Origin of the sequence: Bradyrhizobium genosp. SA-3 (assembly GCF_004212635.1) — a bacterium.
Classification (GTDB): domain Bacteria; phylum Pseudomonadota; class Alphaproteobacteria; order Rhizobiales; family Xanthobacteraceae; genus Bradyrhizobium.
Window position 1 is genome coordinate 1 of the sequence record NZ_PSRT01000108.1, and the last position, 23,431, is coordinate 23,431.

The 23,431-nt window shown below is 64.3% G+C and carries 30 protein-coding genes and 3 pseudogenes; 14 read left to right on the forward strand and 19 right to left on the reverse strand.

What is annotated here, in order from left to right; all coding sequences use genetic code 11:
- The first annotated feature begins 30 nt into the window (after positions 1–30).
- Complete coding sequence (locus CWO91_RS30395) at positions 31–1,686, forward strand: fumarate hydratase (RefSeq protein WP_130218898.1); 1,656 nt, start codon at positions 31–33, stop codon at positions 1,684–1,686.
- A 186-nt stretch (positions 1,687–1,872) separates the two neighbouring features.
- Here CWO91_RS30395 and CWO91_RS30400 read toward each other — a convergent pair.
- The 6 genes and pseudogenes from CWO91_RS30400 to CWO91_RS30425 form a co-directional block, all read right to left on the reverse strand.
- Positions 1,873–2,793 (reverse strand): annotated as a pseudogene (locus CWO91_RS30400) (SH3 domain-containing protein).
- Between the two features lie 15 nt (positions 2,794–2,808).
- A complete protein-coding gene (locus CWO91_RS30405; protein ID WP_130218900.1) occupies positions 2,809–3,105 on the reverse strand; it encodes a hypothetical protein in 297 nt (98 codons plus the stop codon).
- Between the two features lie 187 nt (positions 3,106–3,292).
- Positions 3,293–3,847 carry an inner membrane-spanning protein YciB gene (locus CWO91_RS30410; protein WP_130218902.1) on the reverse strand — a complete coding sequence of 185 codons (555 nt, stop codon included), beginning with the start codon at positions 3,845–3,847 and terminating at the stop codon, positions 3,293–3,295.
- Between the two features lie 12 nt (positions 3,848–3,859).
- A complete protein-coding gene (locus CWO91_RS30415; protein WP_130218904.1) occupies positions 3,860–4,435 on the reverse strand; it encodes a hypothetical protein in 576 nt (191 codons plus the stop codon).
- 78 nt (positions 4,436–4,513) lie between these two features.
- A complete protein-coding gene (locus CWO91_RS30420) occupies positions 4,514–4,777 on the reverse strand; it encodes a hypothetical protein (protein WP_130218906.1) in 264 nt (87 codons plus the stop codon).
- A 38-nt stretch (positions 4,778–4,815) separates the two neighbouring features.
- Positions 4,816–6,212: pseudogene (locus tag CWO91_RS30425) on the reverse strand (carotenoid oxygenase family protein).
- Between the two features lie 106 nt (positions 6,213–6,318).
- Here CWO91_RS30425 and CWO91_RS30430 point away from each other — a divergent pair.
- Both CWO91_RS30430 and CWO91_RS30435 read left to right on the forward strand, forming a co-directional pair.
- Positions 6,319–7,047, forward strand: a complete 729-nt coding sequence (locus CWO91_RS30430) for a TetR/AcrR family transcriptional regulator (protein WP_130218908.1) — start codon at positions 6,319–6,321, stop codon at positions 7,045–7,047.
- 241 nt (positions 7,048–7,288) lie between these two features.
- Positions 7,289–7,864 (forward strand): SET domain-containing protein, encoded by a 576-nt coding sequence (locus CWO91_RS30435; protein ID WP_130218910.1) that lies wholly within the window; start codon positions 7,289–7,291, stop codon positions 7,862–7,864.
- Positions 7,865–8,001: 137 nt separating this feature from the next.
- Here the strand turns inward: CWO91_RS30435 and CWO91_RS30440 are convergent, their stop codons facing one another.
- Together CWO91_RS30440 and CWO91_RS30445 are read right to left on the reverse strand one after the other, a co-directional pair.
- A complete protein-coding gene (locus CWO91_RS30440; RefSeq protein ID WP_130218912.1) occupies positions 8,002–8,400 on the reverse strand; it encodes a hypothetical protein in 399 nt (132 codons plus the stop codon).
- 31 nt (positions 8,401–8,431) lie between these two features.
- Complete coding sequence (locus tag CWO91_RS30445; RefSeq protein ID WP_206734357.1) at positions 8,432–8,662, reverse strand: hypothetical protein; 231 nt, start codon at positions 8,660–8,662, stop codon at positions 8,432–8,434.
- A gap of 101 nt (positions 8,663–8,763) precedes the next feature.
- On the opposite strand from CWO91_RS30445, the gene CWO91_RS30450 reads away from it, so the two are divergent.
- Together CWO91_RS30450 and CWO91_RS30455 are read left to right on the forward strand one after the other, a co-directional pair.
- The gene (locus tag CWO91_RS30450; RefSeq protein ID WP_130218916.1) at positions 8,764–9,585 is read left to right on the forward strand and encodes a helix-turn-helix domain-containing protein; all 822 of its coding nucleotides are present in this window, start codon (positions 8,764–8,766) and stop codon (positions 9,583–9,585) included.
- A 67-nt stretch (positions 9,586–9,652) separates the two neighbouring features.
- Positions 9,653–10,318, forward strand: a complete 666-nt coding sequence (locus CWO91_RS30455) for a DsbA family oxidoreductase (RefSeq protein WP_130218918.1) — start codon at positions 9,653–9,655, stop codon at positions 10,316–10,318.
- A gap of 7 nt (positions 10,319–10,325) precedes the next feature.
- On the opposite strand, the gene CWO91_RS30460 is transcribed toward CWO91_RS30455, so the two are convergent.
- From CWO91_RS30460 to CWO91_RS30470, 3 genes and pseudogenes are all read right to left on the reverse strand, one after another.
- Positions 10,326–11,489, reverse strand: coding sequence for a GNAT family N-acetyltransferase (locus CWO91_RS30460; RefSeq protein WP_130218920.1), 1,164 nt, complete (start codon positions 11,487–11,489; stop codon positions 10,326–10,328).
- Positions 11,490–11,649: 160 nt separating this feature from the next.
- Positions 11,650–13,090 (reverse strand): annotated as a pseudogene (gene ccoG / locus CWO91_RS30465) (cytochrome c oxidase accessory protein CcoG).
- A gap of 32 nt (positions 13,091–13,122) precedes the next feature.
- Positions 13,123–13,443: an ArsR/SmtB family transcription factor gene (locus tag CWO91_RS30470; protein WP_130218922.1), complete on the reverse strand. Its 321-nt coding sequence runs from the start codon at positions 13,441–13,443 to the stop codon at positions 13,123–13,125.
- A 90-nt stretch (positions 13,444–13,533) separates the two neighbouring features.
- Between CWO91_RS30470 and CWO91_RS30475 the strand changes: the two genes are divergently transcribed.
- Genes CWO91_RS30475 through CWO91_RS30485 form a run of 3 tightly spaced genes read left to right on the forward strand, consistent with a single transcriptional unit; the run spans position 13,534 to position 14,812 of the window.
- Positions 13,534–13,962: a YeeE/YedE family protein gene (locus CWO91_RS30475; RefSeq protein WP_130218924.1), complete on the forward strand. Its 429-nt coding sequence runs from the start codon at positions 13,534–13,536 to the stop codon at positions 13,960–13,962.
- Between the two features lie 5 nt (positions 13,963–13,967).
- Positions 13,968–14,435: a YeeE/YedE family protein gene (locus CWO91_RS30480; RefSeq protein ID WP_130218926.1), complete on the forward strand. Its 468-nt coding sequence runs from the start codon at positions 13,968–13,970 to the stop codon at positions 14,433–14,435.
- 20 nt (positions 14,436–14,455) lie between these two features.
- Positions 14,456–14,812 (forward strand): carboxymuconolactone decarboxylase family protein, encoded by a 357-nt coding sequence (locus tag CWO91_RS30485; protein ID WP_130218928.1) that lies wholly within the window; start codon positions 14,456–14,458, stop codon positions 14,810–14,812.
- A 79-nt stretch (positions 14,813–14,891) separates the two neighbouring features.
- Here CWO91_RS30485 and CWO91_RS30490 read toward each other — a convergent pair whose 3' ends face one another.
- Positions 14,892–15,227 (reverse strand): hypothetical protein, encoded by a 336-nt coding sequence (locus CWO91_RS30490; protein ID WP_130218930.1) that lies wholly within the window; start codon positions 15,225–15,227, stop codon positions 14,892–14,894.
- A gap of 193 nt (positions 15,228–15,420) precedes the next feature.
- Complete coding sequence (locus CWO91_RS30495) at positions 15,421–15,747, reverse strand: hypothetical protein (protein WP_245471432.1); 327 nt, start codon at positions 15,745–15,747, stop codon at positions 15,421–15,423.
- A 154-nt stretch (positions 15,748–15,901) separates the two neighbouring features.
- Between CWO91_RS30495 and CWO91_RS30500 the strand changes: the two genes are divergently transcribed.
- Both CWO91_RS30500 and CWO91_RS30505 read left to right on the forward strand, forming a co-directional pair.
- Complete coding sequence (locus CWO91_RS30500; RefSeq protein ID WP_130218932.1) at positions 15,902–16,132, forward strand: hypothetical protein; 231 nt, start codon at positions 15,902–15,904, stop codon at positions 16,130–16,132.
- A gap of 13 nt (positions 16,133–16,145) precedes the next feature.
- A complete protein-coding gene (locus tag CWO91_RS30505) occupies positions 16,146–18,182 on the forward strand; it encodes a pyrroloquinoline quinone-dependent dehydrogenase (RefSeq protein ID WP_433995588.1) in 2,037 nt (678 codons plus the stop codon).
- Positions 18,183–18,226: 44 nt separating this feature from the next.
- Here the strand turns inward: CWO91_RS30505 and CWO91_RS30510 are convergent, their stop codons facing one another.
- Entirely contained in the window at positions 18,227–18,469 is a 243-nt protein-coding gene (locus CWO91_RS30510) for a PilZ domain-containing protein (RefSeq protein ID WP_130218934.1), read from the reverse strand.
- A gap of 178 nt (positions 18,470–18,647) precedes the next feature.
- On the opposite strand from CWO91_RS30510, the gene CWO91_RS30515 reads away from it, so the two are divergent.
- Positions 18,648–18,941 (forward strand): HdeA family protein, encoded by a 294-nt coding sequence (locus tag CWO91_RS30515; RefSeq protein WP_165405830.1) that lies wholly within the window; start codon positions 18,648–18,650, stop codon positions 18,939–18,941.
- Positions 18,942–19,022: 81 nt separating this feature from the next.
- Here CWO91_RS30515 and CWO91_RS30520 read toward each other — a convergent pair whose 3' ends face one another.
- A complete protein-coding gene (locus CWO91_RS30520; RefSeq protein WP_130218938.1) occupies positions 19,023–19,487 on the reverse strand; it encodes a PaaI family thioesterase in 465 nt (154 codons plus the stop codon).
- 370 nt (positions 19,488–19,857) lie between these two features.
- Here CWO91_RS30520 and CWO91_RS30530 point away from each other — a divergent pair, with 370 nt between their 5' ends.
- Together CWO91_RS30530 and CWO91_RS30535 are read left to right on the forward strand one after the other, a co-directional pair.
- Complete coding sequence (locus CWO91_RS30530; protein ID WP_130218942.1) at positions 19,858–20,151, forward strand: hypothetical protein; 294 nt, start codon at positions 19,858–19,860, stop codon at positions 20,149–20,151.
- A 104-nt stretch (positions 20,152–20,255) separates the two neighbouring features.
- On the forward strand, positions 20,256–20,510 hold the full coding sequence (locus tag CWO91_RS30535) for a hypothetical protein (protein ID WP_165405831.1): 255 nt from the start codon (positions 20,256–20,258) through the stop codon (positions 20,508–20,510).
- Between the two features lie 118 nt (positions 20,511–20,628).
- Here the strand turns inward: CWO91_RS30535 and CWO91_RS30540 are convergent, their stop codons facing one another.
- On the reverse strand, positions 20,629–20,874 hold the full coding sequence (locus CWO91_RS30540; RefSeq protein ID WP_130218946.1) for a DUF6894 family protein: 246 nt from the start codon (positions 20,872–20,874) through the stop codon (positions 20,629–20,631).
- A 133-nt stretch (positions 20,875–21,007) separates the two neighbouring features.
- Positions 21,008–21,196, reverse strand: a complete 189-nt coding sequence (locus tag CWO91_RS30545) for a hypothetical protein (RefSeq protein ID WP_091889179.1) — start codon at positions 21,194–21,196, stop codon at positions 21,008–21,010.
- Positions 21,197–21,459: 263 nt separating this feature from the next.
- Between CWO91_RS30545 and CWO91_RS30550 the strand changes: the two genes are divergently transcribed.
- A complete protein-coding gene (locus CWO91_RS30550; protein WP_245471433.1) occupies positions 21,460–21,765 on the forward strand; it encodes a DUF2798 domain-containing protein in 306 nt (101 codons plus the stop codon).
- Between the two features lie 796 nt (positions 21,766–22,561).
- Here the strand turns inward: CWO91_RS30550 and CWO91_RS30555 are convergent.
- Positions 22,562–22,729 (reverse strand): hypothetical protein, encoded by a 168-nt coding sequence (locus CWO91_RS30555; protein WP_165405832.1) that lies wholly within the window; start codon positions 22,727–22,729, stop codon positions 22,562–22,564.
- A 469-nt stretch (positions 22,730–23,198) separates the two neighbouring features.
- Positions 23,199–23,384, reverse strand: a complete 186-nt coding sequence (locus CWO91_RS30560) for a hypothetical protein (protein WP_130218950.1) — start codon at positions 23,382–23,384, stop codon at positions 23,199–23,201.
- Positions 23,385–23,431 lie beyond the last annotated feature (47 nt).

Here is a 23,431-nt window from a genome sequence, read left to right on the forward strand (position 1 = left end):
CGCGCGGCCCCAAAACCCGAGATCGACCCCATGAACGCTCCCACCGCCTTCCCCGACCCCTCAAAACCCGTTCCGCCCTACAAGCACACTCCGCTGTTCCCGCTGGGCAAGGACGAGACGCCCTACAAGAAGATTTCGTCCGAGGGTGCCAGGGTCGAGAAGGTCCTGGGCAAGGACATGCTGGTGGTGTCGCGCGAGGCGCTGCGGGCGCTGTCGGAGGCGGCTTTCGGCGACATCAATCACTATCTGCGACCGGGCCATCTGAAGCAGCTCCGTTCGATCCTCGAGGACGGCGAGGCGAGCCCGAACGACAAGTTCGTTGCGCTCGACTTTTTGAAGAACGCCAACATCGCCGCCGGCGGCGTGTTGCCGATGTGCCAGGACACCGGCACCGCGATCATCATGGGCAAGAAGGGCTGCAACGTCATCACCGATGGTGACGACGAGGCGGCGCTGTCGGAGGGCGCGCGCGATGCCTATTTGCGCCGCAATCTGCGCTACTCGCAGGTCGCGCCACTCTCGATGTACGAGGAGAAGAACACTGCCAACAACATGCCGGCGCAGTGCGAGATCTACGCCGAGGGCGACGACGCCTACAAGTTCATGTTCATGGCGAAGGGCGGCGGCTCCGCCAACAAGAGCTTTCTGTTCCAGGCGACGCCGTCGGTCCTGACCAAGGACCGGCTGCTCGCGTTTCTGAAGGAGAAGATCCTCACCCTCGGCACCGCGGCGTGCCCGCCCTATCACCTCGCCATCGTGATCGGCGGCACCTCTGCCGAGCTCTGCATGAAGACGGTGAAGCTCGCCTCCGCCCGCTATCTCGATGCGCTGCCGACCCACGGCTCGCCTGACGGCAACGCCTTCCGCGACGTCGAGATGGAGAAGGAAATCCACAAGATGACGCAAAGCCTGGGTGTGGGCGCGCAGTTCGGCGGAAAATATTTCTGCCACGACGTGCGCGTGATCCGGATGCCGCGTCATGGCGCCTCGCTGCCGATCGGGCTTGGCGTGTCCTGCTCGGCCGACCGCCAGGTGCTGGGCAAGATCACCAAGGACGGCATTTATCTCGAGGAGCTCGAGCACAACCCGGCGCAATATCTGCCGCAGGTCGAGCAGTCGCTGGGCGGTGAGGTCGTCAAGATCGACCTCAACCAGCCGATGAAGGACATTCTGGCCACCTTCTCGAAATACCCGATCAAGACCCGGGTTTCGATGACCGGCACCATGATCGTGGCGCGCGACTCCGCCCATGCCAAGCTGCGCGAGAGGCTGGAGAAGGGCGAGCCGCTGCCGGACTATTTCAAGAACCATCCAGTCTACTACGCCGGCCCGGCCAAGACGCCCGACGGCTACGCCTCCGGCGCGTTCGGCCCGACCACGGCGGGTCGCATGGATTCCTTTGTCGACCAGTTCCAGGCTGCCGGCGGCTCGATGGTGATGGTCGCCAAGGGCAACCGGGCGCCTGCCGTGCGCGAGGCCTGCAAGAAGTATGGCGGCTTCTATCTCGGCTCGATCGGCGGCGCTGCGGCGAATCTCGCCGAGCACTGCATCAAGAAGGTCGAGGTGCTCGAATATCCCGAGCTCGGCATGGAAGCGATCTGGCGCATCGAAGTCGTCGACTTCCCCGCCTTCATCATCATCGACGACAAGGGCAATGACTTCTTCAAGGAGTTGAATCTGGGCTGAGGCTACTTTCCCCGGACGCTGCGCAGCGCCAATAAGCGCGTTCACGCGCGCCTTCGACGCGCTATGGCGGTGCGCTGCTGATCCGGGGTCCATCGTCGATGCATGGGTCCCGGCTCTGCGGAGCAGCGCTACGCGCTGCGCCGCGTCCGGGACACGAGAGCGGTGCTCAGTCCCCGCTCTGTTTCGCTAACTACAATTCGTGACCTGGTTGGAGCAGAGCGAACGCCACCAGCCGCGCACACCGTCGTGGCTCTCGACGAGGCCCCAATATCCGCTACAGGCGAGCAGGCGCTTCGGGCCGCCGTCACCGTCAAACGGGCCGCCGAGCTCGCGCTGCGCCGGCATCCATTTGGCGTCGACGAACGGCGCCTGGAACAGCCCGCCCGCGCGCGTGTAGCCGTTGGCGAAATTCGCGCCGACCTTGTTGGTCGCGACCCAGCCACGCCCAGCATAAGGCTTTGGCGCACTGCGCGGTTATCGCTTCTCGTCCTCGTAGTCCTTGCCCGGGGGTCTTGCGCCTTCGATCAGAAACCAGCCGCCCTTGAAACCGATGATGCGGAATTCGGTGAGCCAGCCGCCGTCGGGGGTGTTCTCGCTGCCGCCAAGCTTTAGTCGATACGGCGGCGGCAGCGTGCCGAGCACGCGCGCCTTCACCGATGGCTCGGCCCGCACGTTGAGGCCGTTCGGATCCTTGTCGATGGACCATGCGCCGAGATCGCAGGGCTCGGTGCCCTCGGGCAGGGTTGCGCGCTTGCCGGCCAGCTCGGCGTGGAGCTTTGCATAATCGCCGTCGTCATCGGCCGCATCGGCCTCGACGCGCGGCTTCAATTCGGCCGATACCGCGCGCTTCTCGTCCGGCGTCAGCGCGACCACGAGGGTCTGGCGCGCAGCGAACACGCTGGCCGGCGACTTCGGGTCATTCCACGTCGCCGGATAGACGGCGAGGTAACCGGTCGAGGCTTCGGTGCGGTAGGCCGTGCCGGCGACATAACCCGCCGGCACCATGTCGAGCGCGCTCGCGCGCCACGCCGGTTCGGTGTCATCCGCGCGCGCCGCTTGTGTCGCGACACACAGGATCGTCGCCGCGATGAGATGGAGCACGCGCATGATTGCTGCGCGGCCTTACGCCCGCGCGCCCGTGAACGGGAAGCTGCCCATCGGGCCGATGCCCATCTCGCCGCTGATGCTGTCGCCGGAGACGGTGCCGGTGAATTCGAGCGTGAGCGGCATCGGGTTGGTGATCGAGACCTTCCAGGAGACGTTGTCGCCAGAGACGGTGCCGTCGAAAATCTCGGCGGTATTACCTTCCGCGCCTTGCGTGCCTGTGAGCGCGCCGTCCGCAGCCTTCAGGCTCAGTGTCGCCTGGCGCTCGCCCATCGGCGTCGTCATGGTCAGATTCCAGTTGCCGTCCACGGCCATTCCTGTCTCCCAAAAACCCGGCGGGCTGCGACGATCCGCGGCCAGTCCTGGGCGAGCCTATAACCCAACTCGCAGCTCCTGCCTAACGCTGCATTGGAGGCATAGAAGCATGATCCGGAAAAGTGTGTAGCGGTTTTCCGAAAAGATCATGCTCAAACAACAACCTAAAGCGCGGTCACATCGCGCTTTAGGCGCGGGCAGCGGCGCGCCGGCGGCTGGTGACGATGAGGCGAAGAACGACGTATTGCACGGCAAAGGCCAGGATCTTGGCACCGCCTGCGATCACCGTCAGGTAGAGCGCCCACAGCTTCAGATCGCCGGTCGATGCGACGGCGATCACGCCGACGCCGATCACGAACATCAGCACCGCCCAGGCATAGCCCGCAGCCGTCACATATTCCGGAACAGTCTCGACGACGATCGGCGGCATGTAGCGCAGCATCCAGCCGCGCTTGAGCATGATGAGGCCGATCGCGAAATGCGCGATCGCGGGCTTTGCCAGCATGAAGCGGGGATCATTGGTCAGGAGCGTGATCGCGCCCAGTACGACGACGAGCGCGAGGCTCGCATAGGTCATGTAGTTGAGCTCTCGTCCCTTGACGCGGGCATAGATCACCTGCGCGATTGCACCGGCAATCGCCACCGATGTCGCCAGGACGACGTTGTCGGTGATGAGGTAGATGACCAGGAAGACGATGGCCGAAAGGAAGTCGGAGGCGAGGCGGGCGAATACGCTCTTCATCGTCGATCCTGTTCAGCGGTCGTTGGGCAATGCGCGGGCGGGCGTACCGTACTTGATCTGGCGATACTCGGGATACCACTTTGTGAAGTACATTGCGCTGTTGCGGGCGGCGAAGGCGACCGCAAGGCTCGACCAGAGCGGCAGCGCGGGGACGTAGAGTAGCACGAGATTGGCGCCTGCCATCAACAGCGCGGCTGCGGTCCAGGCGCCGGTTATGACGTAATTGGCGGAGAGGAAGCCAGGCATCGCCGCGGTTTCGGCCGGGACCGCTTCAAGCGCATATTGCAGCGTGAAGGGGCGGCGGACCAGCATCGAGCCGAGTGAGATGACGAAGATGCCGAGATCGACCGACAGCTTGACGCCGAGCGTGCCGAGCGCGGGATCGAGCAGCGCGAGATAGAGGCCGATTGCGGCGAACACGATCGCCGAGCCCGCGGCCAGGATCTTCACCGAGCGGCCGCGCATGACGTCGATTGCGACCGTGGCGAGGCAGATTGCAGAGGCCGCAAACACGCTGATCGTGGCGGAGGTCACCAGCATCAGCAACGCGAAGGCGCCGTAGGGCGCGAGGATCAGGAAAATCGCCATGAGCCGCCTCGGTCGGGTTCATATCTTTACAATGTCAAGATAAGTAATCCGGGCGCGATCTCGGGTCAAGCGAAATCTTTACAGTGTCAAAATGACGTAGGCGACTTCTAGAAGATGAAGTGCTGCAACGGCTTGGTCGGAGGCCTCATCGGCCAATTCCGCCCAGGGCAGGTGCGACAGGATCGGCAGCGCGGAGGCGATCAAAAGGCCGATGGCGAGCACGATGCCGCCGTTGAAGAAGGTAAGGCCGCTTCGCCGCAGCCGGATCGTCTGGAATGCGAGTGCGGCGCAGGCCAGGACGAGGACGGCGAGGCAGTCCGCGGTGATCGAGGGCATGTGCACGTGAAACTCCTCTTTCCGTCATCCCGCGGCTACGCGAACTACGCCGCTCCCACCCAATTGCCGTGAAAGCCGTCGGGGACGCGGTGGCCGAGTTGCACCAGCGCGACGGGACCGGCCTCGACATCGGTGGCGTTGAACACGGCGAGGTCGCTGCGGTTCTCCCGCGCGCGCCAGACCACCGCGAGCAGCCAGCCATCGCCCTCGGCGGCATCGTTCGACCTCTCGACGAACACCGGCTCGGAGATGGTGTCGCCGGCCGGCAGCAGATAATGGCCGAGCCGTTTGCCGTTGCCGTCGACGTGGACGACGCCCGAGAGCGCGCCGAACATCGGCAGCCTCGGATTGGCGCAGGCGTACCAGCCGTGGCGGCTCTTCAGCCCGGCGCGGCGATCGTCGATGCGGGGGAATTCGCCGGTGAGATCGTCGAGATAGGTCTGCTCGAAGCGGTCGGTATTGCCCGAGAGATCGAACGTCCAGCGGCAGTGGCGGGCACGCGACTTCTCCGGATCCGTCGCCGGCCGTCGGGATGCGGAAACAGCGGCGCCTCCTCGAACTGCATGACGTCGGCGATGATGCGGTGATCGTCCTCCCACGCATTCATGACGTGGAAGACGTAGCAGGCCTCAGCTCGAAACCAGACGATGTCCTTTGCCGTGCCGTTGCGCTTCATCACGCCGACATAGGCGCCTTTGTCCGGCTCCCAGGCATAGGGCGGCCGTCCACTCATCGCGCGCTCCATGCTGCCTGTGATCGGGAGGATCGGAAACAGCACATGGTTCGCGGTGACGATGAAGTCATGCACCATGCTGGCATAGGGCGCCTCGAATCGCTCGAAGCGCGTCGCCTTTCCGGACGCATCGATCGATCCGTAGGAGAGGGCAGGCGTCAACGGTCCGGCGGCATTGTAGCCGAAGAACACCAGTTCGCCGGTCGTGGGATCGATCTTCGGGTGCGCCGTGAAGCTGCCGGCGATGCGGCCCTGGTAATTGTGGTAGCCGCGCGTCGCCAGCGTGCCAGGCTCGATCTCGGTCGGCAGGTGCGCTTCTTCCAGCGCCAGCAGCTTTCCGGCATGGAAGATGATGTTGGTGTTGGCGACGCCGCCGTCAGTCAGGTTCGCCGGTGCATCCGGCAGCTTGCGGCCGAAGCCGCCGAACAAGGCGCGGCCGGCGTCGTGCTCGGCCAGCCATTTCGGCGTACGGATCCAGCGGTTGCGATAGCTGGCGCGTCCGTCCTCCAGGTGGAAGGCGTGCAGCATGCCATCGCCTACGAACCAGTGTGCGCCGGGCGAAGAGAACTGCGGATTGGGGCCGTTGCGATAGAGCGTGCCGTTCAGCTCGCGCGGCAATTCGCCGATGATATTGAGGAATGGCGCGTCGGCCTCGAACGGGATCGGCGCGATGTTGTTGCGGCGCTCGGTGACGGCGTCCTGCTGCACGGCGTATCCTTCCCTATCTTTACATCGTAAAGATCGGATAACGCTAATTGCCGTTCCGGTCAAGCGAAATCTTTACACTGTCAATATTGCGCCCTATAGCTTGTCCATGGGAAAGAGCGAAACTAGGGCCGCGCACGGCGTGAGTCCCCCGAAGAAGACATCGTCGGCCTCGCGTGCGTCCCCGCGTCTCACGCGGCGCCCGGCGGCTGCGAAGACCGAGACACCCTATCACCACGGCGCCTTGCGCGAGGCGTTGCTGCAGGCCGCCGAACGGGTGCTGGAGCGCGACGGGCTTGCCGGCCTGACTTTGCGCGCGGTGGCGCGCGAGGCGGGCGTCTCGCACGCTGCGCCGACCCATCATTTCGGCGACCTCACCGGGCTGCTCAGCGAGCTTGCGGCCGTGGGATTCCGCCAGTTCAACGCCGCGATGGCCTCGTCCTGCGATGCTGCCACCACGCCGCTCGAGCGCGCGCTGGCGCGGCCGAAGGCCTATGTTGCCTATGCGCAGGCCCATCCCGGCATGTACGGCATCATGTTCCGCACCGAACGGCTCGATTATTCGAGGCCCTCGCTGCACGAGGCGGCCGAGGCCTCCTTCGCCGGGCTTGCCAATGCGATCGGCATGATGCGGCAGGAGCAGATCAGCGAAGACGCGCTGACGCTGAACCAGGGCGCCGCGATCGCTCGCGCCTGGTCGATGGTGCACGGCTTCACCACACTTCTGCTCGACGGGCGGCTCAAGGATATTTTGGAGCGGCTGCCCGAGGGCACGACGGCCGAACGGCTGCTCGAGGCGATGCTGACGGCGCCTGTGACCACGAAACTTCCCGTGTAGCGGCTGTAGAGCCTAAAGCGCGATGAGATTAGGATGAATCGTCATCGCGACTTAGGTTATTGGCGTTCGCGATACGAATCATGATGACGCTTCGATGTAGCTGGAACTTCGTAGCATCGGACGCCTTGATTGTGGGCAAGGTTCAAAAGCGCCATCAGGCACCTGACAGCGGCGCGGAATCGTTCTAGAAGAACGGCTTCGCTTGGGTCATCCAGCCTCGTTCGTCCTTTTTCTCTTGATCATGCCAGCCATCTCTTCGAACAAACCTTATCGCGTCGGCCGCTCCAAAACCGGGCTCGGCCTTTTCGCCACCAAGCCGATCAAGAAGGGAACCCGAATCATCCGCTATTTCGGGCCGATCCTGGACTCGCGGATTCCGGCGCACGACGAGATCGAGAACAAATATCTGTTCGAGCTCAACGGCCGCTGGACCATCGACGGATCGGTGCGCAAGAACTTCGCCCGCTACATCAATCATTCCTGCCGGCCCAACGCCGAGTCCGACGTTCGCCCGCGCGAGCGCAAGGTCTTCATCCGCGCCATCAAGAACATCGAGCCGGGCGACGAGATCAACTACGACTACGGCACCGACTATTTCAAAGCCTATCTGAAGCCGATCGGCTGCAAGTGCGACTCCTGCGAGAAGAAGCGCAAGAAGCTGCGCGCCGAGGCGCGGGTCGAACGCGCCAAGGCGAAGGCGCGGACCGAGCGCCAGGCCACGAAGGCTGGCGCCAAGAGTCCGAAGAACAAGGCCGCCAAAAAGAAGAAGCTCAACGGTCACGCCCTCGGCAAGGCGAACGACCGCGCGCGGGCCTGAGCATAGGCTTTTACCTCAGCTGTCATGCCCCGGCTTGACCGGGGCATCCAGTACGCCGCGGCTCCTCTGTATCCCTTCGCTGTCTCTGGAATACTGGGCGCCCGATCGAGCCGGGCGACGACAGCCTGTATGTGGCCTCACGCCGCCACCGCACTTCCGCTCCTCCGCAAACCCACATATTGCAGCTCGGCGAACACGCCGGTCGCAATCGCCTGGGCCACGACCATCAGCTCGCCCGCAAGGTTCGGCGACACCGCGCCCGAAAGCAGCAGCGCGATGCTGCCGGCTGTCCAGGCCGCGTTGCCGATCACGACCAGCAGCACGAGCGCCTTGGACACGGATGCACGCGCGGCGAGCCAGCCGACCAGCGCGGTGTAGGCGATCAGGAACAGGCCGGTCTCACGCAGCAGCGCTTCCGGTAGGTTGAACAACGGGGCGAACGCGCCTGCACCGAAGGTGAAACCGAGGGCAGCGATGCCGCTGAAGACGGCGTCGGCGAGCAGTGCACGGCGCAGGAAAGTGGATGCTTCGATCATCGTGGTTCTCCTTGGTTGAGGTCGGGGGAAATCACCGCAATCCGCGCCACCAGGCGCGGAGCAGGCGGGCGAGGCGGAACGGGCAGAGGCTCCTGCCGACGCCGTGCTCGAAGGCGATGACCTGCGCGACGACATAGTCACCGGTCGAATGCACGAGCGGCTCCGGCATGTTGAGGCTGCGCGCCAGCATCCGGGTTGCGAAGGCCATGGCCCAGGGCAAGACGTGGTCTGCGATGGTCCGGTAAAGCAGCAGCGCGATCATGGTCATCTCCTGTTGCGACCGAAGATGCGCACGTCCGCGCCCCAATTCGATTACCTCACGGGTAATGGAAGGGCCGAAATCGGCGTGCTAGGTTTTCGATCATGAACGCACATGCATCCACGGCACGCGCCGAACACAGCCAGCCGGTCCATATCGGCGACCATTTGCGCGAATGGCGGCAGCGCCGTCGCATGAGCCAGCTCGATCTCGCCGGCGAAGCCGAGATATCGGCGCGGCACTTGAGCTTCGTCGAGACCGGGCGCGCTGCGCCCTCGCGCGACATGGTGCTCAGGCTCGCCGAGCGTCTCGACGTGCCCTTGCGTGAACGCAACGTGCTGCTGGTCGTGGCCGGCTATGCGCCGGCGTTCCCGCAGCGCCCGCTGGAGGATCCCGCCTTGAAATCAGCCCGCCAGGCGATCGACCTCGTCCTCAGGGCGCATGAGCCCAATCCGGCCTTGGCGGTGGACCGGCATTGGAACCTGGTGTCGGCCAATCGCATGGTGGCGCCGCTGCTCGACGGCATCCCGCAGCACCTGCTCGGCCAGCCCTTCAACGTACTGCGGCTCGCGTTCCATCCGGAGGCGCTGGCGCCGCGCACCGTCAATCTCGCGGAATGGTGCGGGCATCTCTTGGAGCGGCTGCACCGGCAATGCGAGGCCACGGCCGACCCTGAATTGATCAAGCTCTATAACGATCTCAAGAGCTACCCCATCCCGGCGCGCGCGGCGCCGCTGTCGAGCGACAATGTCGCAATTCCCTTCAAGCTGCGTCATGGCGGAGAGATACTAAGTTTCTTCTCCACCACCATGGTGTTCGGTACGCCCGTGGACATCACGCTGTCGGAGCTGGCGCTGGAGACGTTCTTCCCGGCCGACGAGCGCACCGCCGACCGGCTGAAGCAGATCGCGGCAGCTATGACGTAGCGCCCTTGCCTCGGGGCAGGTTCGGCTTATCTTTGGGCCAACCTTTACCGCCAAGGAGGCGCCTGACATGAGCACGCTGAAACCGCTCCAGATCGACGTCGTCTCCGACGTGGTGTGCCCTTGGTGCTATATCGGCAAGCACCGGATCGAGAGCGCGCTGGCGCTGGTGCCCGACGTGCCCGTGAAGCTCAATTTCCGGCCCTTCTTCCTCAATCCCTGGGTGCCGCGCGAGGGCATCAGCCGTGAGGATTATCTCACCAAGAAGTTCGGCTCGGTCGAGGCCTACAAGGGCATTGCCGGGCGCGTCGTCGCAGCCGCGAGCGAGGAGGGCCTCGTCTACCGGCCCGAGATGGTGGCGCGCCAGCCCAACACGACCGACTGCCATCGCCTGATCCTCTGGGCCGAGTCGATCGGCAAGGCGCCCGAGATGAAGCAGCGCCTGATGGAGCTCTATTTCCGCGACGGCGGCGACCTCACCGACGTGAACGTGCTGGTGCAGGCGGCCGCCGACATCGGCCTCGATGCCGACGATGTGCGCAAGCGCCTTACCACCGACCAGGACGTCGCGCGCGTTTCGGCGGACGCGCAGGAGGCCGCCGAGAAAGGCATCTCCGGCGTGCCGACCTATGTGTTCGCACAGAAATACGCCGTCTCCGGCGCGCAGGACCCGAACCTGCTGGCGCGCGCCATCCGCCAGGTCTCGGCGGAGATCAACGCGCAGGCGGCGGAGTAGCTTTCCCTTATTTGCGGAGCCGATGGACCACCCGTCGCGCGGCTTGGTGCGCGACGTTGAGGCCGGCAAGCGCAGCATGAATGAGCGCGACGACCGGATCATTCCGCCGCAGCGGGATCAGCACGTCACCGATCGCGAAGCGTCCCCGCCAGATCGGATTGATCATGGGGTGATCGGCGCTCGCCATCGAATCCGCGCTGGCGATGGCCGGATCGGCGCAGAGATGGCGGGTGAGGTCGAGCGTGAGCTGCACGCCGGGCGAATATTTTGCAAAATGCTCGTCGATGCCGAGCTTGAAGAAGAAGGCGCGGTCCTGATGGCGCAGCACGACGCCGGCGGCGACCGGCGTCATGCCGGCACGTAGCGTGATGATCTCGCATTGCGCGGTTTCCGCCAGCGCCGCGACAGCGCGGCGGATAAAGGTCGCATCGCCCGCATGCTGGATCAGCGCGGTGCCGCGCTCGCCCTTCCAGCCGCTGGCCTCGAGTTGCAGGAACGTTTCGAGCGCGGGCCCGATCTCGTCGCGCCCTCGCGCGACCTCGAACAGGACGGGGCCATTTTCTTCGAGCCGATGGCGCTGGCGGCGCAGCTCCTTGAGCTTCCTGGCGCCGAGCGCCTCGCGCAAGAGCGTCTCGCCGTCTTGCGTCGCATCAAGGCTGGCACGGACGTAGGAGCTGAGCACGCGCGGCTTCAGGCCGTCGCGATTCAGAACCTGGTTGAGGGCGGTCATCGCAGCGCCGTCGAGCGCGACGTCATTCAGCACGAGCGCATGGGCTCCGGCCTCGCGCGCCTGCTGCAACAGACGCGTGGCGGCCTCGATCGGGGCGTCACGGTCGATCAGTGGGCTGCACAGCGTGCCATAGGGATTCGCGCTCACCAGCGCGGGCAGGGGAATCTTCCAGGCGCGCCAGAGCGAGATCACCGGCATCAGCCCGACCAGGCGCGTCGAAGATGCGTCGAATGCAGCAAGCGCTGAGGCCCCGGTGCGGCCGCGCGCGGTCGCGCTGACGGCGAGCGCCCAGCCCGGCAGGTAATAGCCGTTCGGCTCGACCGTGCGTTGCGCGAGCGCACGCCATTGACCGGGGTCGATGGAGGTGAGCGGAACGCGCGCGCGTGCGGCATCCCTTGCCGATGCTGGATTGACCGCTGCCTGCTGCGCGATGTCGACCACGTCCCGTCCCCGTTCACGCGGGCCAAGGCCGCGTTACGCCCATGCTTAGCGTAAAGATTGGAAAATACCGTTGGGACGCTGCCTCAATTCGAGCGGTAGTGTTAACGTCTCGTTGAGCATCTGAGCGGTGGCGAGCTGTCGGTGCGTTGCCGGAGGCTTGCTACCGGTCACCCGGGACGAAATGGTCGCGGGCGCTTGCCCGTTGGCCCCCAGCGGTGTCCGTGATCGCGATGTCGATGTCGCGGGACGTCTGTGGCAAATGTGCCGGGCCGACCTGCACGGATAAGCGCACCTCCCGGGTTTGATCCTGCCCGACCGCGACGACCGGCTTGCCGTCCGGCCCGGTCTCGATGCCGGCGACGCGAATGGTCGCGCCGGGCAGTCCGGAGACCTCGAGCACAAACGATCGTTCTGCGCCCTTGTTGAGGATGCGCACGATATAGTCGTTGCGCCCCCCCGCCATCCGAGAGCTGAACGAAGAGGGGATTGCGCTCGTGCAGCACGTTGACGTCCATGGTCGCGCGCGTCGCGAGCGCGTAGAGCATGATGCTGCCGACGATGACAATTGCCGCGGCATAGATCAGCGTGCGCGGGCGGATGATCCGATGGATCGGCGGCTTGCCGTCGCGCCGGCGTTGCATGTTGATGTCGGTGTCGTAGCCGATCAGGCCGGCGGGCCGACCGATCTCGCGCATGACGTTGTCGCAGGCATCGATGCACAGGCCGCACTGGATGCAGCCGAGCTGGATTCCATGGCGGATATCCACGCCTGTCGGGCAGACATTGATGCACTGGTGGCAGTCGACACAGTCGCCGGCGACGTCGCCATGGGCGCGGGCGACTTCCGCCTTCTTCACCGACATGCGCGGCTCGCCGCGGTCGCGGCGATAGGTGACGTTGAGCGCCCATTCGTCGGTCAGCGCCGCCTGGATGCGGGGCCACGGGCACATGTAGATGCACATCTGCTCGCGGGCGTGGCCTGCGAAGAGGTAGGTCGTGGCAGTCAGGATGCCGATCCAGAGATAGGCGATGAATGGCGCCTGCAAGGTCGCGAGCTCCTTCACCAGCGTCGGCGCATCGGCGAAATAGAGCACCCAGGCGCCGCCGGTCCACCAGGCGATCATGATCCAGAGGAAGTGCTTCAGCGCAACTTTTCGGATGTGCTCGAATGTCCAGCCGCGCTTGTCGCCCTGCATGCGCTCGCGCCGGTCGCCCTCGACCCAGCGCTCCACCGCGTAGAACAGATCGGTCCACACCGTCTGCGGACACATGTAGCCGCACCACAGCCGGCCTGCGACCGCGTTCATCAGGAACAGCGTCATCGCCGCGATGATCAGCAGACCGGTGAAGTAGTACACTTCCTGCGGCCACAGCTCGATGAAGAAAAAATAGAAGCGGCGATGCGGGAAGTCGATCAGCACGGCCTGATCCGGCAGGCCCGGGCCGCGATTCCAGCGTACGAACGGCAGCAGATAATAGGTGCCGAGCGTGACGCAGAGGATCGCCCATTTGATGCGGCGGAAGGGCCCGCGAACCGACTGCGGATAGACCTTCTTGCGCTTCTCGTAGAGAGGTCCCTCGATGAAGGTATCGTCGGTCATGCCGCGCTCCCGGCGTTATTGCCAGCGAAGACCTATTCCGGTGCGCAGAAGAGGCGGTACAGAGTCTCCAGCACCGAGCGGACCTCCTGGCTCGCGATGCTGTAGTATATCGTCTGACCGTCCCGTCTGGGTTTGATCAGGCTCAATGCGCGCATCTTTCCGAGATGCTGGGATAGTGCCGCCGACGACAGGCCCGCGATGTCGGCGAGCTCGCCGACGGACTTTTCGCCATCCAGCATGTTGCAGAGAACCAGGAGCCGTTTTGGGTTGCCCATGGCGGCGAGGAGGCGGGAGGCCTCCTCGGCCTTCTCCTCCAGAGCGAGCAATTCTTGATTCCGGGGCTTGCGCTTCATGGATGCCATATATTAGTATATTCGAAAATAAGAAAGGACTAAATCGTTTGTGCGAGGGTTCCTGAAGGTGCTCTCGATGCGGAGGGTCTGATGGTTTCGACATCATTTACGCCGATCGCCTCCCTCGTCGGCGGTGCGCTGATCGGGTTGTCCGCCGTTCTGCTGATGTGGGCGAACGGACGCATCGCCGGCGTCAGCGGCATCGCGGCTCGGCTGTTTCCGCCTTACGAGGACGGCGAGTTCGCCGGCCGGCTCGCCTTCGTCGCCGGTCTCGTCGCCGCACCCATGCTGGTGCTGTTCGTCACCGGAAGTCTTCCGGCGCAGACGATCGCGGCCGGGCCGGCCGTTTTGATCCTCGGCGGGTTGCTTACCGGTTTCGGTTCGGTGTGGGGCAGTGGCTGCACCTCCGGCCATGGCGTCTGCGGCCTGTCGCGGCTCTCGGCGCGCTCACTGGTTGCGACCATCACTTTCATGGCGACCGGCGTTGCGACGGTCTTCGTGATGCGGCACTGGAACTGACGCCGATGGCCATCCTGGTTCAATTCGTCGTCGGCTTGATCTTCGGTCTCGGCCTCGTCGTGTCCGGCATGTCGAACCCGGCCAAGGTTCTGAACTTCCTCGACATCGGCGGCATTTCGGCGGGGACGTGGGATGCGAGCCTTGCCTTCGTGATGGCCGGTGCGGTCGCGGTGACCTTCATCGGCTTCAAGCGCGTCCTGAGGCGCGCGCGTCCGTTCTTCGCTGAACGGTTTTATCTTCCCACGCGAAGGGACATCGATCCCAGGATTATCGCAGGTCCCGCGATCTTCGGCATCGGCTGGGGACTGGCAGGCTTCTGTCCGGGACCGGCGCTGACCGCGCTCGGCTTTGGATCGGCGTCCGCCGTGATCTTCGTCGCGGCGATGAGTGTCGGCATGGTGCTGGCGCGCTTCATCGCCCGTTTGCCGTCGCTGACGCGCTTCGTCACCCCTGCCGATCCGCTCGAGACCTGAAGTAACCCGGAGAGTAAATCATGGACAAGAATTATCCCGAGATCACGCGGCAAATCTCGGCCAACATGCGCAAGCTGCGGAGCGACATTCCCGATACCATGAAGGGATTTGCCGCACTCGCTCAGGCGGCCACGCACGACGGCGCGCTCGACAAGAAGACGAAGGAGCTGATCGCGCTGGCGCTTGGCGTCGCTGCGCATTGCGACGGCTGCATCGGCTTTCACACCGAAGCGCTCGTCAAGCTCGGCGCGACGCGTCAGGAGGTCGAGGAGACGCTCGGCATGGCGGTCTACATGGGCGGCGGCCCGTCGCTGATGTATGCTGCGGACGCGATCGCGGCCTACGAGCAATTTCAGCAGCAATCGGTTGTCGCCTAGTTGCGGTCATTCGATACGATCATACGAACGGGACCGGGCGAGTTGTCTCGTCCGGTCCCGGCCATCAAGCCTTCGTCGACTACCAGCGGTCGTCGCCGACGCCCACGCCGACGCTGACGCCGGGTGTGCGAATGCCGACGCCGGCGCGCGGGCCGTCATCCCAATCGCGATGATAAGTCCGACGTTCATAATAGCGTTCGCGCGGCATGTAGTTATAGGAATCGCGCACGATCACACGCGAACCGCTGCGCGTGCGATAGCAGCGGCCGGCGTCGTCGCAGACAAGTCGTACCTGTTGGACGAGATCCGGATTGGTGTACTCGCTGCTCGTGTAGATGTCGGAAGCCTTCGCACCCGATGCGGCTGCCAAAGCACCGACGCCCGCCAACAGCGCAATAGTCAACGTCCTCATCATGTCCTCCTCGAAACTGCCCTCGGCGGTAACAAGAAGGGGAGGCGGTGATCGTTCCCGTCGGCGATGCTGGTTTTTCCCCGGAACCTCAGCTTCGTTAGAGCGATTTGTTCCTAAATCGGCTGGTAAGTCTCGGTCCCGCAGATGTCGTCGGCTTCCGCACGCCGGCGGTCGACGACCCTTCCGCCGGCGATGGTCACGATGTAGGTCTGGGCGCCCAGCGACGTTCCGGTCGCGGAGGTGAGCTGCGCGCGGACGCAGGCCGTCCAGCCCGGTCCTCGCACCTCGCGGTGGGGCGGGGCGGGGCGACGTGCACCTCGCGCGGATAGGACGTGTTCAGGAAGACCACGTCGATCTGCTCGCGCACCACGCGCTTGACGTCGGGGGCCGGCTCGGGTGGCGGTTGCTCGGCTTCCTTCATGCGCATGAACTCGGGCACCGGCGCGCGGCTGTCGGCAAAGCCGCAGGCACCGAGTGCGAGCGCGCCGGCGAGCAGCGCCGCATGAGCAATGATCCGCAACATCCGTGAAGGTCCCCCCCTGCGGGCCAACACATAGGCACGAATGCGATCGGGCGAAGTCCCGCCCGATCAAGATTTGCTGAAGTCTTGGAACCCGCGGCATTTGCTATTACGGAATTGCAGGCTAGTTTGTACCCCAGGCGAGGGGGTTGCATTCATGAGGATTGTGGTGATAGCGGCCGCGGTGCTGGCGCTGGCGGGGAGCGTGGCTCAGGCGCAGATGGGCGCCGGCAGCAAGCGCCATGGCAACGACGCCAAGGCGGACAACAAGCCCAAGGTCGACGAAAAGGCCTACAAGGCCGCGCTCGAGCGCATTCCCGAGCCCAAGGAAAAGTACGATCCGTGGGGCGGGGCCCGCTCCAGCGAGCAAGCCAAGAAGTCGAAATAGAACGAGGCGGGCGTTGCGGATCCACCTGCACGTTGCGGCCGCATTTGTTACGCTCCTGTTGTTTGCCGTGCCGCCATGCTTCGCCTGGGAGAGCTGGGGCAGCGATCCCGGCGGTTCGCGCTTCTCGCCATTGCGGGAAATCTCGCCGGGCAATGTAGGCCAACTCGTCCGCGCCTTCGAATATCACACCGGCGATCTCACGGCACGCTCGCCCGAGCTGATGCGGCGAACCAAATTCCAGGCGACACCGCTGTTCGTCGAAGGCAGCCTGATCTTCTGCACGCCCTTCAATGAGGTCATCGCGCTCGATCCCGGGACGGGCGCGCAGAAATGGCGCTACGATCCGAAGATCGCGATCAACCAGCGTCCCGCCAATCGCTATGTCTGCCGCGGCGTCACCTATTGGCTCGACGACACGGCGCCGCCGGATGCCGCCTGCCGCTCGCGCGTCTTCATGGGCACGAACGACGTCCGCCTGATCGCGCTCGATGCGAAGACAGGCGTTCCCTGTGCCGGTTTTGGCAATGGCGGGGAGATCGAGCTCGATATCGGAATGCCCCTGGAATGGCCCGGCGAATTCCAGATCACCTCGCCGCCGGCGGTCGGCCGCGGTGTCGTCGTGGTCGGATCTGCGATCGGCGACAACCGCCGCGTCGACGCGCCGAGCGGCGTGGTGCGAGCGTTCGATGCGCGCAGCGGCCAGCCACGCTGGACCTTCGAGCCGCTCAAGCGCGAAGGCATCGAAGCCGGTCACGCCAATGTCTGGGCGCCGATGTCGGTCGATGGCACGCGCGGACTCGTATTCCTGCCGACGTCGTCGCCCTCGCCGGATTTCTGGGGCGGCAAGCGGCCGGGCAACAACGAGCACGCCAATTCGGTGGTCGCGCTGCACATCGAGACCGGCGAACTCGTATGGGCCTTTCAGATCGTGCATCACGACGTCTGGGACTACGATCTGGCTGCGCAACCGACGCTGGCGCGCCTCGACACGGGTGACGGCCAGCGCGATGTCGTGATCCAGCCGACCAAGCAGGGGTTTGTCTTCGTGCTCGATCGCGACAGCGGCAAGCCGGTGTGGCCCGTCGAGGAGCGCGCCGTGCCGCAGGACGGCGCGGAAGGAGAAAAATTGTCGCCGACCCAGCCGTTCCCGACGCACGTGCCCGCGCTGACGTCACAGACGATCTCGACCGATGATGCGCTCGCGCTATTGCCTGCGCTGCGTCGCTCGTCCTGCGAGCGGCAATTCGCGGAGGCGCACAATGAGGGCCTGTTCACGCCGCCTTCGAGGCAGGGCACGCTGTTGTTTCCGTTCACCGGTGGCGGAGTGAACTGGGGCAGTGCGGCCTTCGATCCGGTCAGCCAGATCCTCTACGTCAACACCAGCCGCGCCGTGCATCGCGTCAAGCTGATCCCGCGCGCGGAAGCTGTCGGGTTTAATCCGCCGCCCGGTCATGATTTCGGCCAGCAGCGTGGCACGCCGTTCGCGATGACGCGCGCGGTGGTGACGTCGCCGCTCGGCTTGCTCTGCAACAAGCCGCCCTGGGGCGAGATGGTCGCGGTCGATCTGAAAGCCGGAAAAATCCTCTGGCGTTCGACGGTCGGCACCACCGAGGATCTTGCACCGCTCGGCGTGCCGCTGCCGTGGGGCGCGCCGCTCGTCAACGGGCTCGCGGTCACCGCAGGCGGGCTCGTCTTCACCGGAGCGATGGACGCCTATTTGCGCGCCTTCGATGCGCGGAGCGGCAGGGAGCTGTGGCAGGGCCGGTTGCCGGTCCCGGGTGTCGCCAATCCCATGACCTATCTCTGGCAGGGCGAGCAATATGTCGCGATCGGCGCCGGCGGCCACTCCGAGGCAGGCACTTCGATCGGCGACAGCGTCGTTGCGTTTCGCCTGGCGCGCCCGGGCGAGGCACCGTCGCTATGGTCGCGCACCATCGATCGTCCCGGCGGACGATTTCTTGCGGCGTCCTCAGTGATCGCGCTCTCGGTCGTCGCGCTTGTGATCGCAAGCCTGCGCTGGCGTCGCCGCCGTCGTATCACGCACTCATGATCGTGTTGTGGATGCGATGCGAACGATGGTTCACATCGCGCGTGCTATTGCACGAAAGCAAGGCCGACGCGCTTGTCGCTGCGCCACACGGGGCGGCAAGTCCGCACGAAATTGTCGCACGAAATCGATAGCTTGAAGCTCTGCGGCAGCGTTGCGGGGCCGTCAAGATCGACGGCAGCGCCGCCGGTCGATATGTTTCTCACCGTGCATGCGATTCCGCTATTTTCAAAGGTGATCCTGCCCCCCTTGAAAACACGGTGACGCTGCGTTGCACGCCTCTCAATCATTCGCGTTCATCCACAATGACCATTGTGAAATAGCGCATAGAAATTACCTTGAACTCAACTCAATACTGGCGCTACTTGCACAGCGCTTCAGACTTCGTTTACCACGTTGACGCGGACAATCTCTCCGCCGACTTTCCTGACAAGCCTTTTATGGCGCTACGCGCCGATGGAGATACTGATGAAGACCATGCTTTCGATTCTGTTCGCTGCAGCGCTCTCGCTGTCGCCCATGCCCGCCAATGCCGTCAAGTGGGACCTCTCGACCATGAGCTGCAAGCAATTCCTGGAGAGCGGCGAAGACAACATCCAAGTCGTACTGACCTGGATGGACGGCTGGTACAAGGGCGATGAGGACAACGCGATCATCGACACCGACGTGTTCATCGAGAACGCCAAGAAGTTCGGCGCCTATTGCGGAAAAAACCCGAACGTCAGCATCGTGACCGCGGCCGACGAGGTGCTCGGCAAGTAACGTTTGCTGTCTCGACATGAGATTCGTCGAGAGCCGCGGTGCGCCTTGCGCTTCAGCGGCTCTCTTCTTTTCTAAGCACCTTCAGCCCTGCAGCATCGCGAATGCGCTCGACACCATCGCAATCGGCTTGTTGTCGGAGGCCGAGAGCAGCGTGACGCGGCCAAAGCTCATGGTGCGCCCGAGCCGCACCACGCGCGCGTCCGCCAGCACGTCCGAGGAGGAGGCTGCGCGCATGAAATGCGTGGTCTGGTCGACCGTGGTCATCGGACGATAGCCGCGGTTGGCGGCGAGGATCGCGATCACCATCGCGGTGTCGGCGAGCGCCATCAGCGCCTGGCCGCAGACCACGCCGCCGTTCCGGCACAGCCGTTCCGAAAACGGCATGCGCAGCAGGGCACCCGGCTGCCAGTCCGGCGCATCGGCTGGCTGCGCGTGCTCGATGCGCTCGACCGAGAGGTCGAGATCCTGGACCCAGGGCGCAAAGACCTCGCCGAGGATGCGTTTGGCCTCAGTGATGCCGAACTCGGCGTCTGGCTGCGTTTGCATTGCTGTCGTTCCCTCCATTGTTGCCGGATGTTTCGCCTCATTCTGCGCGCATCGGCGCGGCAAAGTCACCCGGTCTGGCGCCGATCCCTTCGGCTTGAAAATGCCCGACTTCGCCCGATATGATGGCTCGCTTGGGTACGGGTGGATGATGTTGCGTCGATGTGTCCTGGTCTTTTGTCTGGCTGCGCTCGGCCTCGCGCTGAACGGGTGCACCAGGTGCGGCCCGATCTGGGACGACTGGCTGCATGCGCCGAAATCGTGCAGATCGGACCGGCTCTAGCGGCCAGGCGGCCCCGAGGTCGCGTTCGGCCGCGACAAGGATGACAAGGCGCGGGCGATCCGCGCTCCATGGATGATCAAGGAGTGGATGATGAAGCTTTTCCGTTTCGCCGCGGTGCTGGCCGTGCTGGCGGGACCGGCCTATGCGCAAATGCCCAATCTCAATTTGCTGCAGGAAGGCCCGGGCAAGACCCCCGAGGAGAAGGCCGCGGACGCCGAGCGTGAAAAGGCCTACAAGGAAACGCTGAAGAAGATTCCGGACTCCAAGGCGTCCAACGATCCCTGGGGCGGCATGCGCTCCGATCCGCCGAAGCAATCGGCGGCGCCGAAGGCCTCGGCCGCGACCAGCGCGCCGAAGAAGAAATCCGGCACAGCGGCCAATTGACCTGCCGCCGCTCGGGGGCGGTTGACGCCTCCGGGTGGGACTCCTCTTTGCCCTGCCGGCCTCCTACATCTCGCAAGAGAGTATTGCGTAGAGGAGGACGGAACATGGCCGATCGTCCGCGGGATCTCGCCGAACGGATGGCGCGCCAGCGCAAGATGGGCGGCAAGCCGGATTATGCGACCGGCGACGGCTATCTGCGCGAGACCTTCACGCTGCCGCGCGCAGCGGCACGGGCAAGGGCGGAGGCCTTCTTCGCCCGCTACCCCAAGGCCGGCTATATGAGCGCGGTCGAGACCTGGCGCGAATTGCCCGGCGGCGACATCGAATTCACCATGCGGCGGCTGCCCAGCGCGGATTAGAGCATGATCCGGACCCGAAGGGCCGCGTTAGCGCAAAGCGTGCAGCGGCTTTCCGGGAAGATCATGCTCAAACAAGAGCCTAACGCGCGATGACGATTCATCCTGATCGCATCGCGCTTTAGGGTCTCACCTTTTCGATCGTTTCTGCGACGATGCGGATCCGGAATACGGGCTCCTTGGTCTCGTCCAGCAGCTCCATGTGCCATTCGGAATTTTGCTGGAGCTTGCGGGCGATGCCGGCGGCCATGTCGGCGCAGACGCTGGTCATCTCCTTCCAGGCCGAATCGCGATCGGCAAATTCGCTCGCCTGGTCCGCGCAGCCGGAATAACGGCCGTTCCGGATTCGAAAGAAGTAGAGCGGCATGGCTGGCACCGATCACGCGTAACGGCCCAACCCCCAAGGCCACGGGCGCGCAGTGCAATCCCAAACCCCGGTCAGATCAATTCCGGGCGGCTACGGGATACACCCCGCTGATCTCACCCAGACTGACGGGTGTTCAGGCCGTCTTGCGCTCGATGGCCTTCAGCTCGCGGTCGATGCGCAGCTGCACCCGCCGGATCGCCAACAGGTCGATCTTCGTCTCGGTTCTGCCGGTCTTGATTTGGTCGCCGATGCGGAACTGCCACTGCCAGATACCGGGAACTGCCGTCTTGGCGACGGTGAACTCGACGCCCCTGTGATTCATGGTCACCTCCCACGATTCACCTTCCATGCCTGCAACATGTTGGGCGTCATCTTATTCCCGGGACAAGTGAAATCTGTCGGTAAGTCCTGAACCGCTGACGGAAACCGCGAGGGCACGCACTCCGAAGCAAATGAGGTCGGATTCGGCGCCGCTTGCGCGCCGCCCCGGAACTCTGTTCATGGTCGGAGAACCACGGAGCAATCCGCGCGCGACGGCATGTGCCTTGCTTGGCCTCATGACGGCAAGCAACCATGGGCGCCCTCATGCTCGGAATTCCCCGCCGCTACTCTCACTTCGTCTTCGGCATCATCCAGTCCGGACTGACCTCGCTGATCGCGGCAGGCATCGCCAGCCTTCCCGCAGGCAGCGCGATGGTCTTCCTCGGGCACTGGATGGTGTCGTGGCTGATCGCATGGGCCGCGATGCTGCCGATCGTGCTGCTGGCTGCGCCCGCGATCCGCGCCGTCTCGCTGCGGCTGACGCGGGAGGAGCGGGAGCTGCGAACCGGTAGCTATGAAAAAACCCCGCCTGGGGAGAGCCAAGCGGGGCAAAGAGTTGTTGGAGGCTGAGGTGCTGGGCTGCAACACCATAGCCAAGAAACCCTAACCGGTTCGACTTACGTCAGCCTGACAGGGGGCCAAATCGGAGCGGGGGCCGGCGTCACGTTCGTCGCGCCGCCTTCGTCCATGCCCGCAAACAGAAAACCCCGCTCGCGGGGAGCGGGGTCGTCGGCTGGGTATGGAGACCCGGTGTTGGTCCACCGGGCACGACGAGACTAGGCGATCAGGCTTACACGCGCCTGACGGTGTCAGTGGGGAAGTCGCGATCGCGAGGCCGCAGACTAGCCTCGCGCCCGTCCCAATTTCGACATCCGGCCGCACAACTGGCGACACACGGGTCGGCAAGATTCCACACCGTCCGGCGCAGCCATGGGGGAAACGTGGCGCGGCGGCAACGGGGTGGCATCATGGATAACGTAGAGCGGTCTTTCGCCGCCGCGACGGCGGCTGGCTTCGTCGTGCTGGTGATCGGCCTCGTGCTGCTGGCGCTGCTGTAAGGCGGCATCAAGCGCAGAGTGCCGGGAGGCGCCGGGGTCCGCGCCTGCACGCTTCGCCGATGGATGAATCGGCACCGGCCTTTCAAAAATTGGAAAATAACCCCATGCACAGTAGGCTGTGGGGCGATTTCGTCATTCCATCAATGACTTATCTTGGGTATTTAGATACCATAATCGCGCGATATCCTCAAATCCCGGCGCGCGATTGCCGGGCTCCCGCGAGGTCAACGGCAGCCGCTCGCCGCCATCTTCGGCCCGTGTTGCGAACCGCGGGGACGGCGGCTGTCTCCCGCTCGCCGTCGTGGGCCTTAGTGGACCTTGATCTCGCCGAGAGGCAACCGCAGCTCGGCGGCGCGCTCGTCACGGTCCTTCTTGCGAAACTCGTTCTCCTTGCGCTCGAACTTGATCATCTCCTCCTGCGCGGCCTCCAGGAGTTGGTTGCGCCTGATGGCGCCGTGGTGTGTGTCTTCAGTCATGACAGGGGTCCCCAGAGTTGCGGTCCCATCCCGAAGAAGGCCACAGACCGCGAAAAGGTTCGGTGCCTCAGGATTAAGGATTTATGACGGCGCCAAGATCCGTGCGTCTTTGATGCGCGTCAGTTTCGGACGAAGATCCCATAGTGCCAGAGCAGAGGCTCACAGCGTTCATGCCGAGGGCAAATGCGCGTGCGCTCTGATCAGGACGCCGCGCCAACGAAAAGCGACGATCGCGCTTACCCGCTCCGCAGCAATGATTGCGTGCATGGCCTAAACCGAAAGAGGCCGCCGAGGCGGCCCTCGGCGGCTTTCCATCTGCTAGCCTGCCAGAGCATGACCCGAAGGGCCGCGTTAGCGCAAAGTGTGCAGCGGTTTTTCTTCGCGATAAACGCGAAACGCGTTTGCGCGGAGATCATGCGCAAACAATAATCTAAAGCGCGATGACGATTCCTCGTCATCTCATTGCGCGTTAGTGGCAGGGCTTGCCAAGCATCTGCGCGTGCCGGCTGTGGCAGCCGTCGTGCAATTTCTTCGTAGTTTTTGCGCCGACTTTCGGAGCGCCCGATGACATTGGAGTGTTCGATGCCTGCGCTTGCGCCGAGGCCGAGCCGGCGAAGATGGCCAGCGCCACAACGATCTTGAGAACTGACTTCATCACGCCTCCTGGATTTCAATGGTACGAAACATAACGCTACATATATT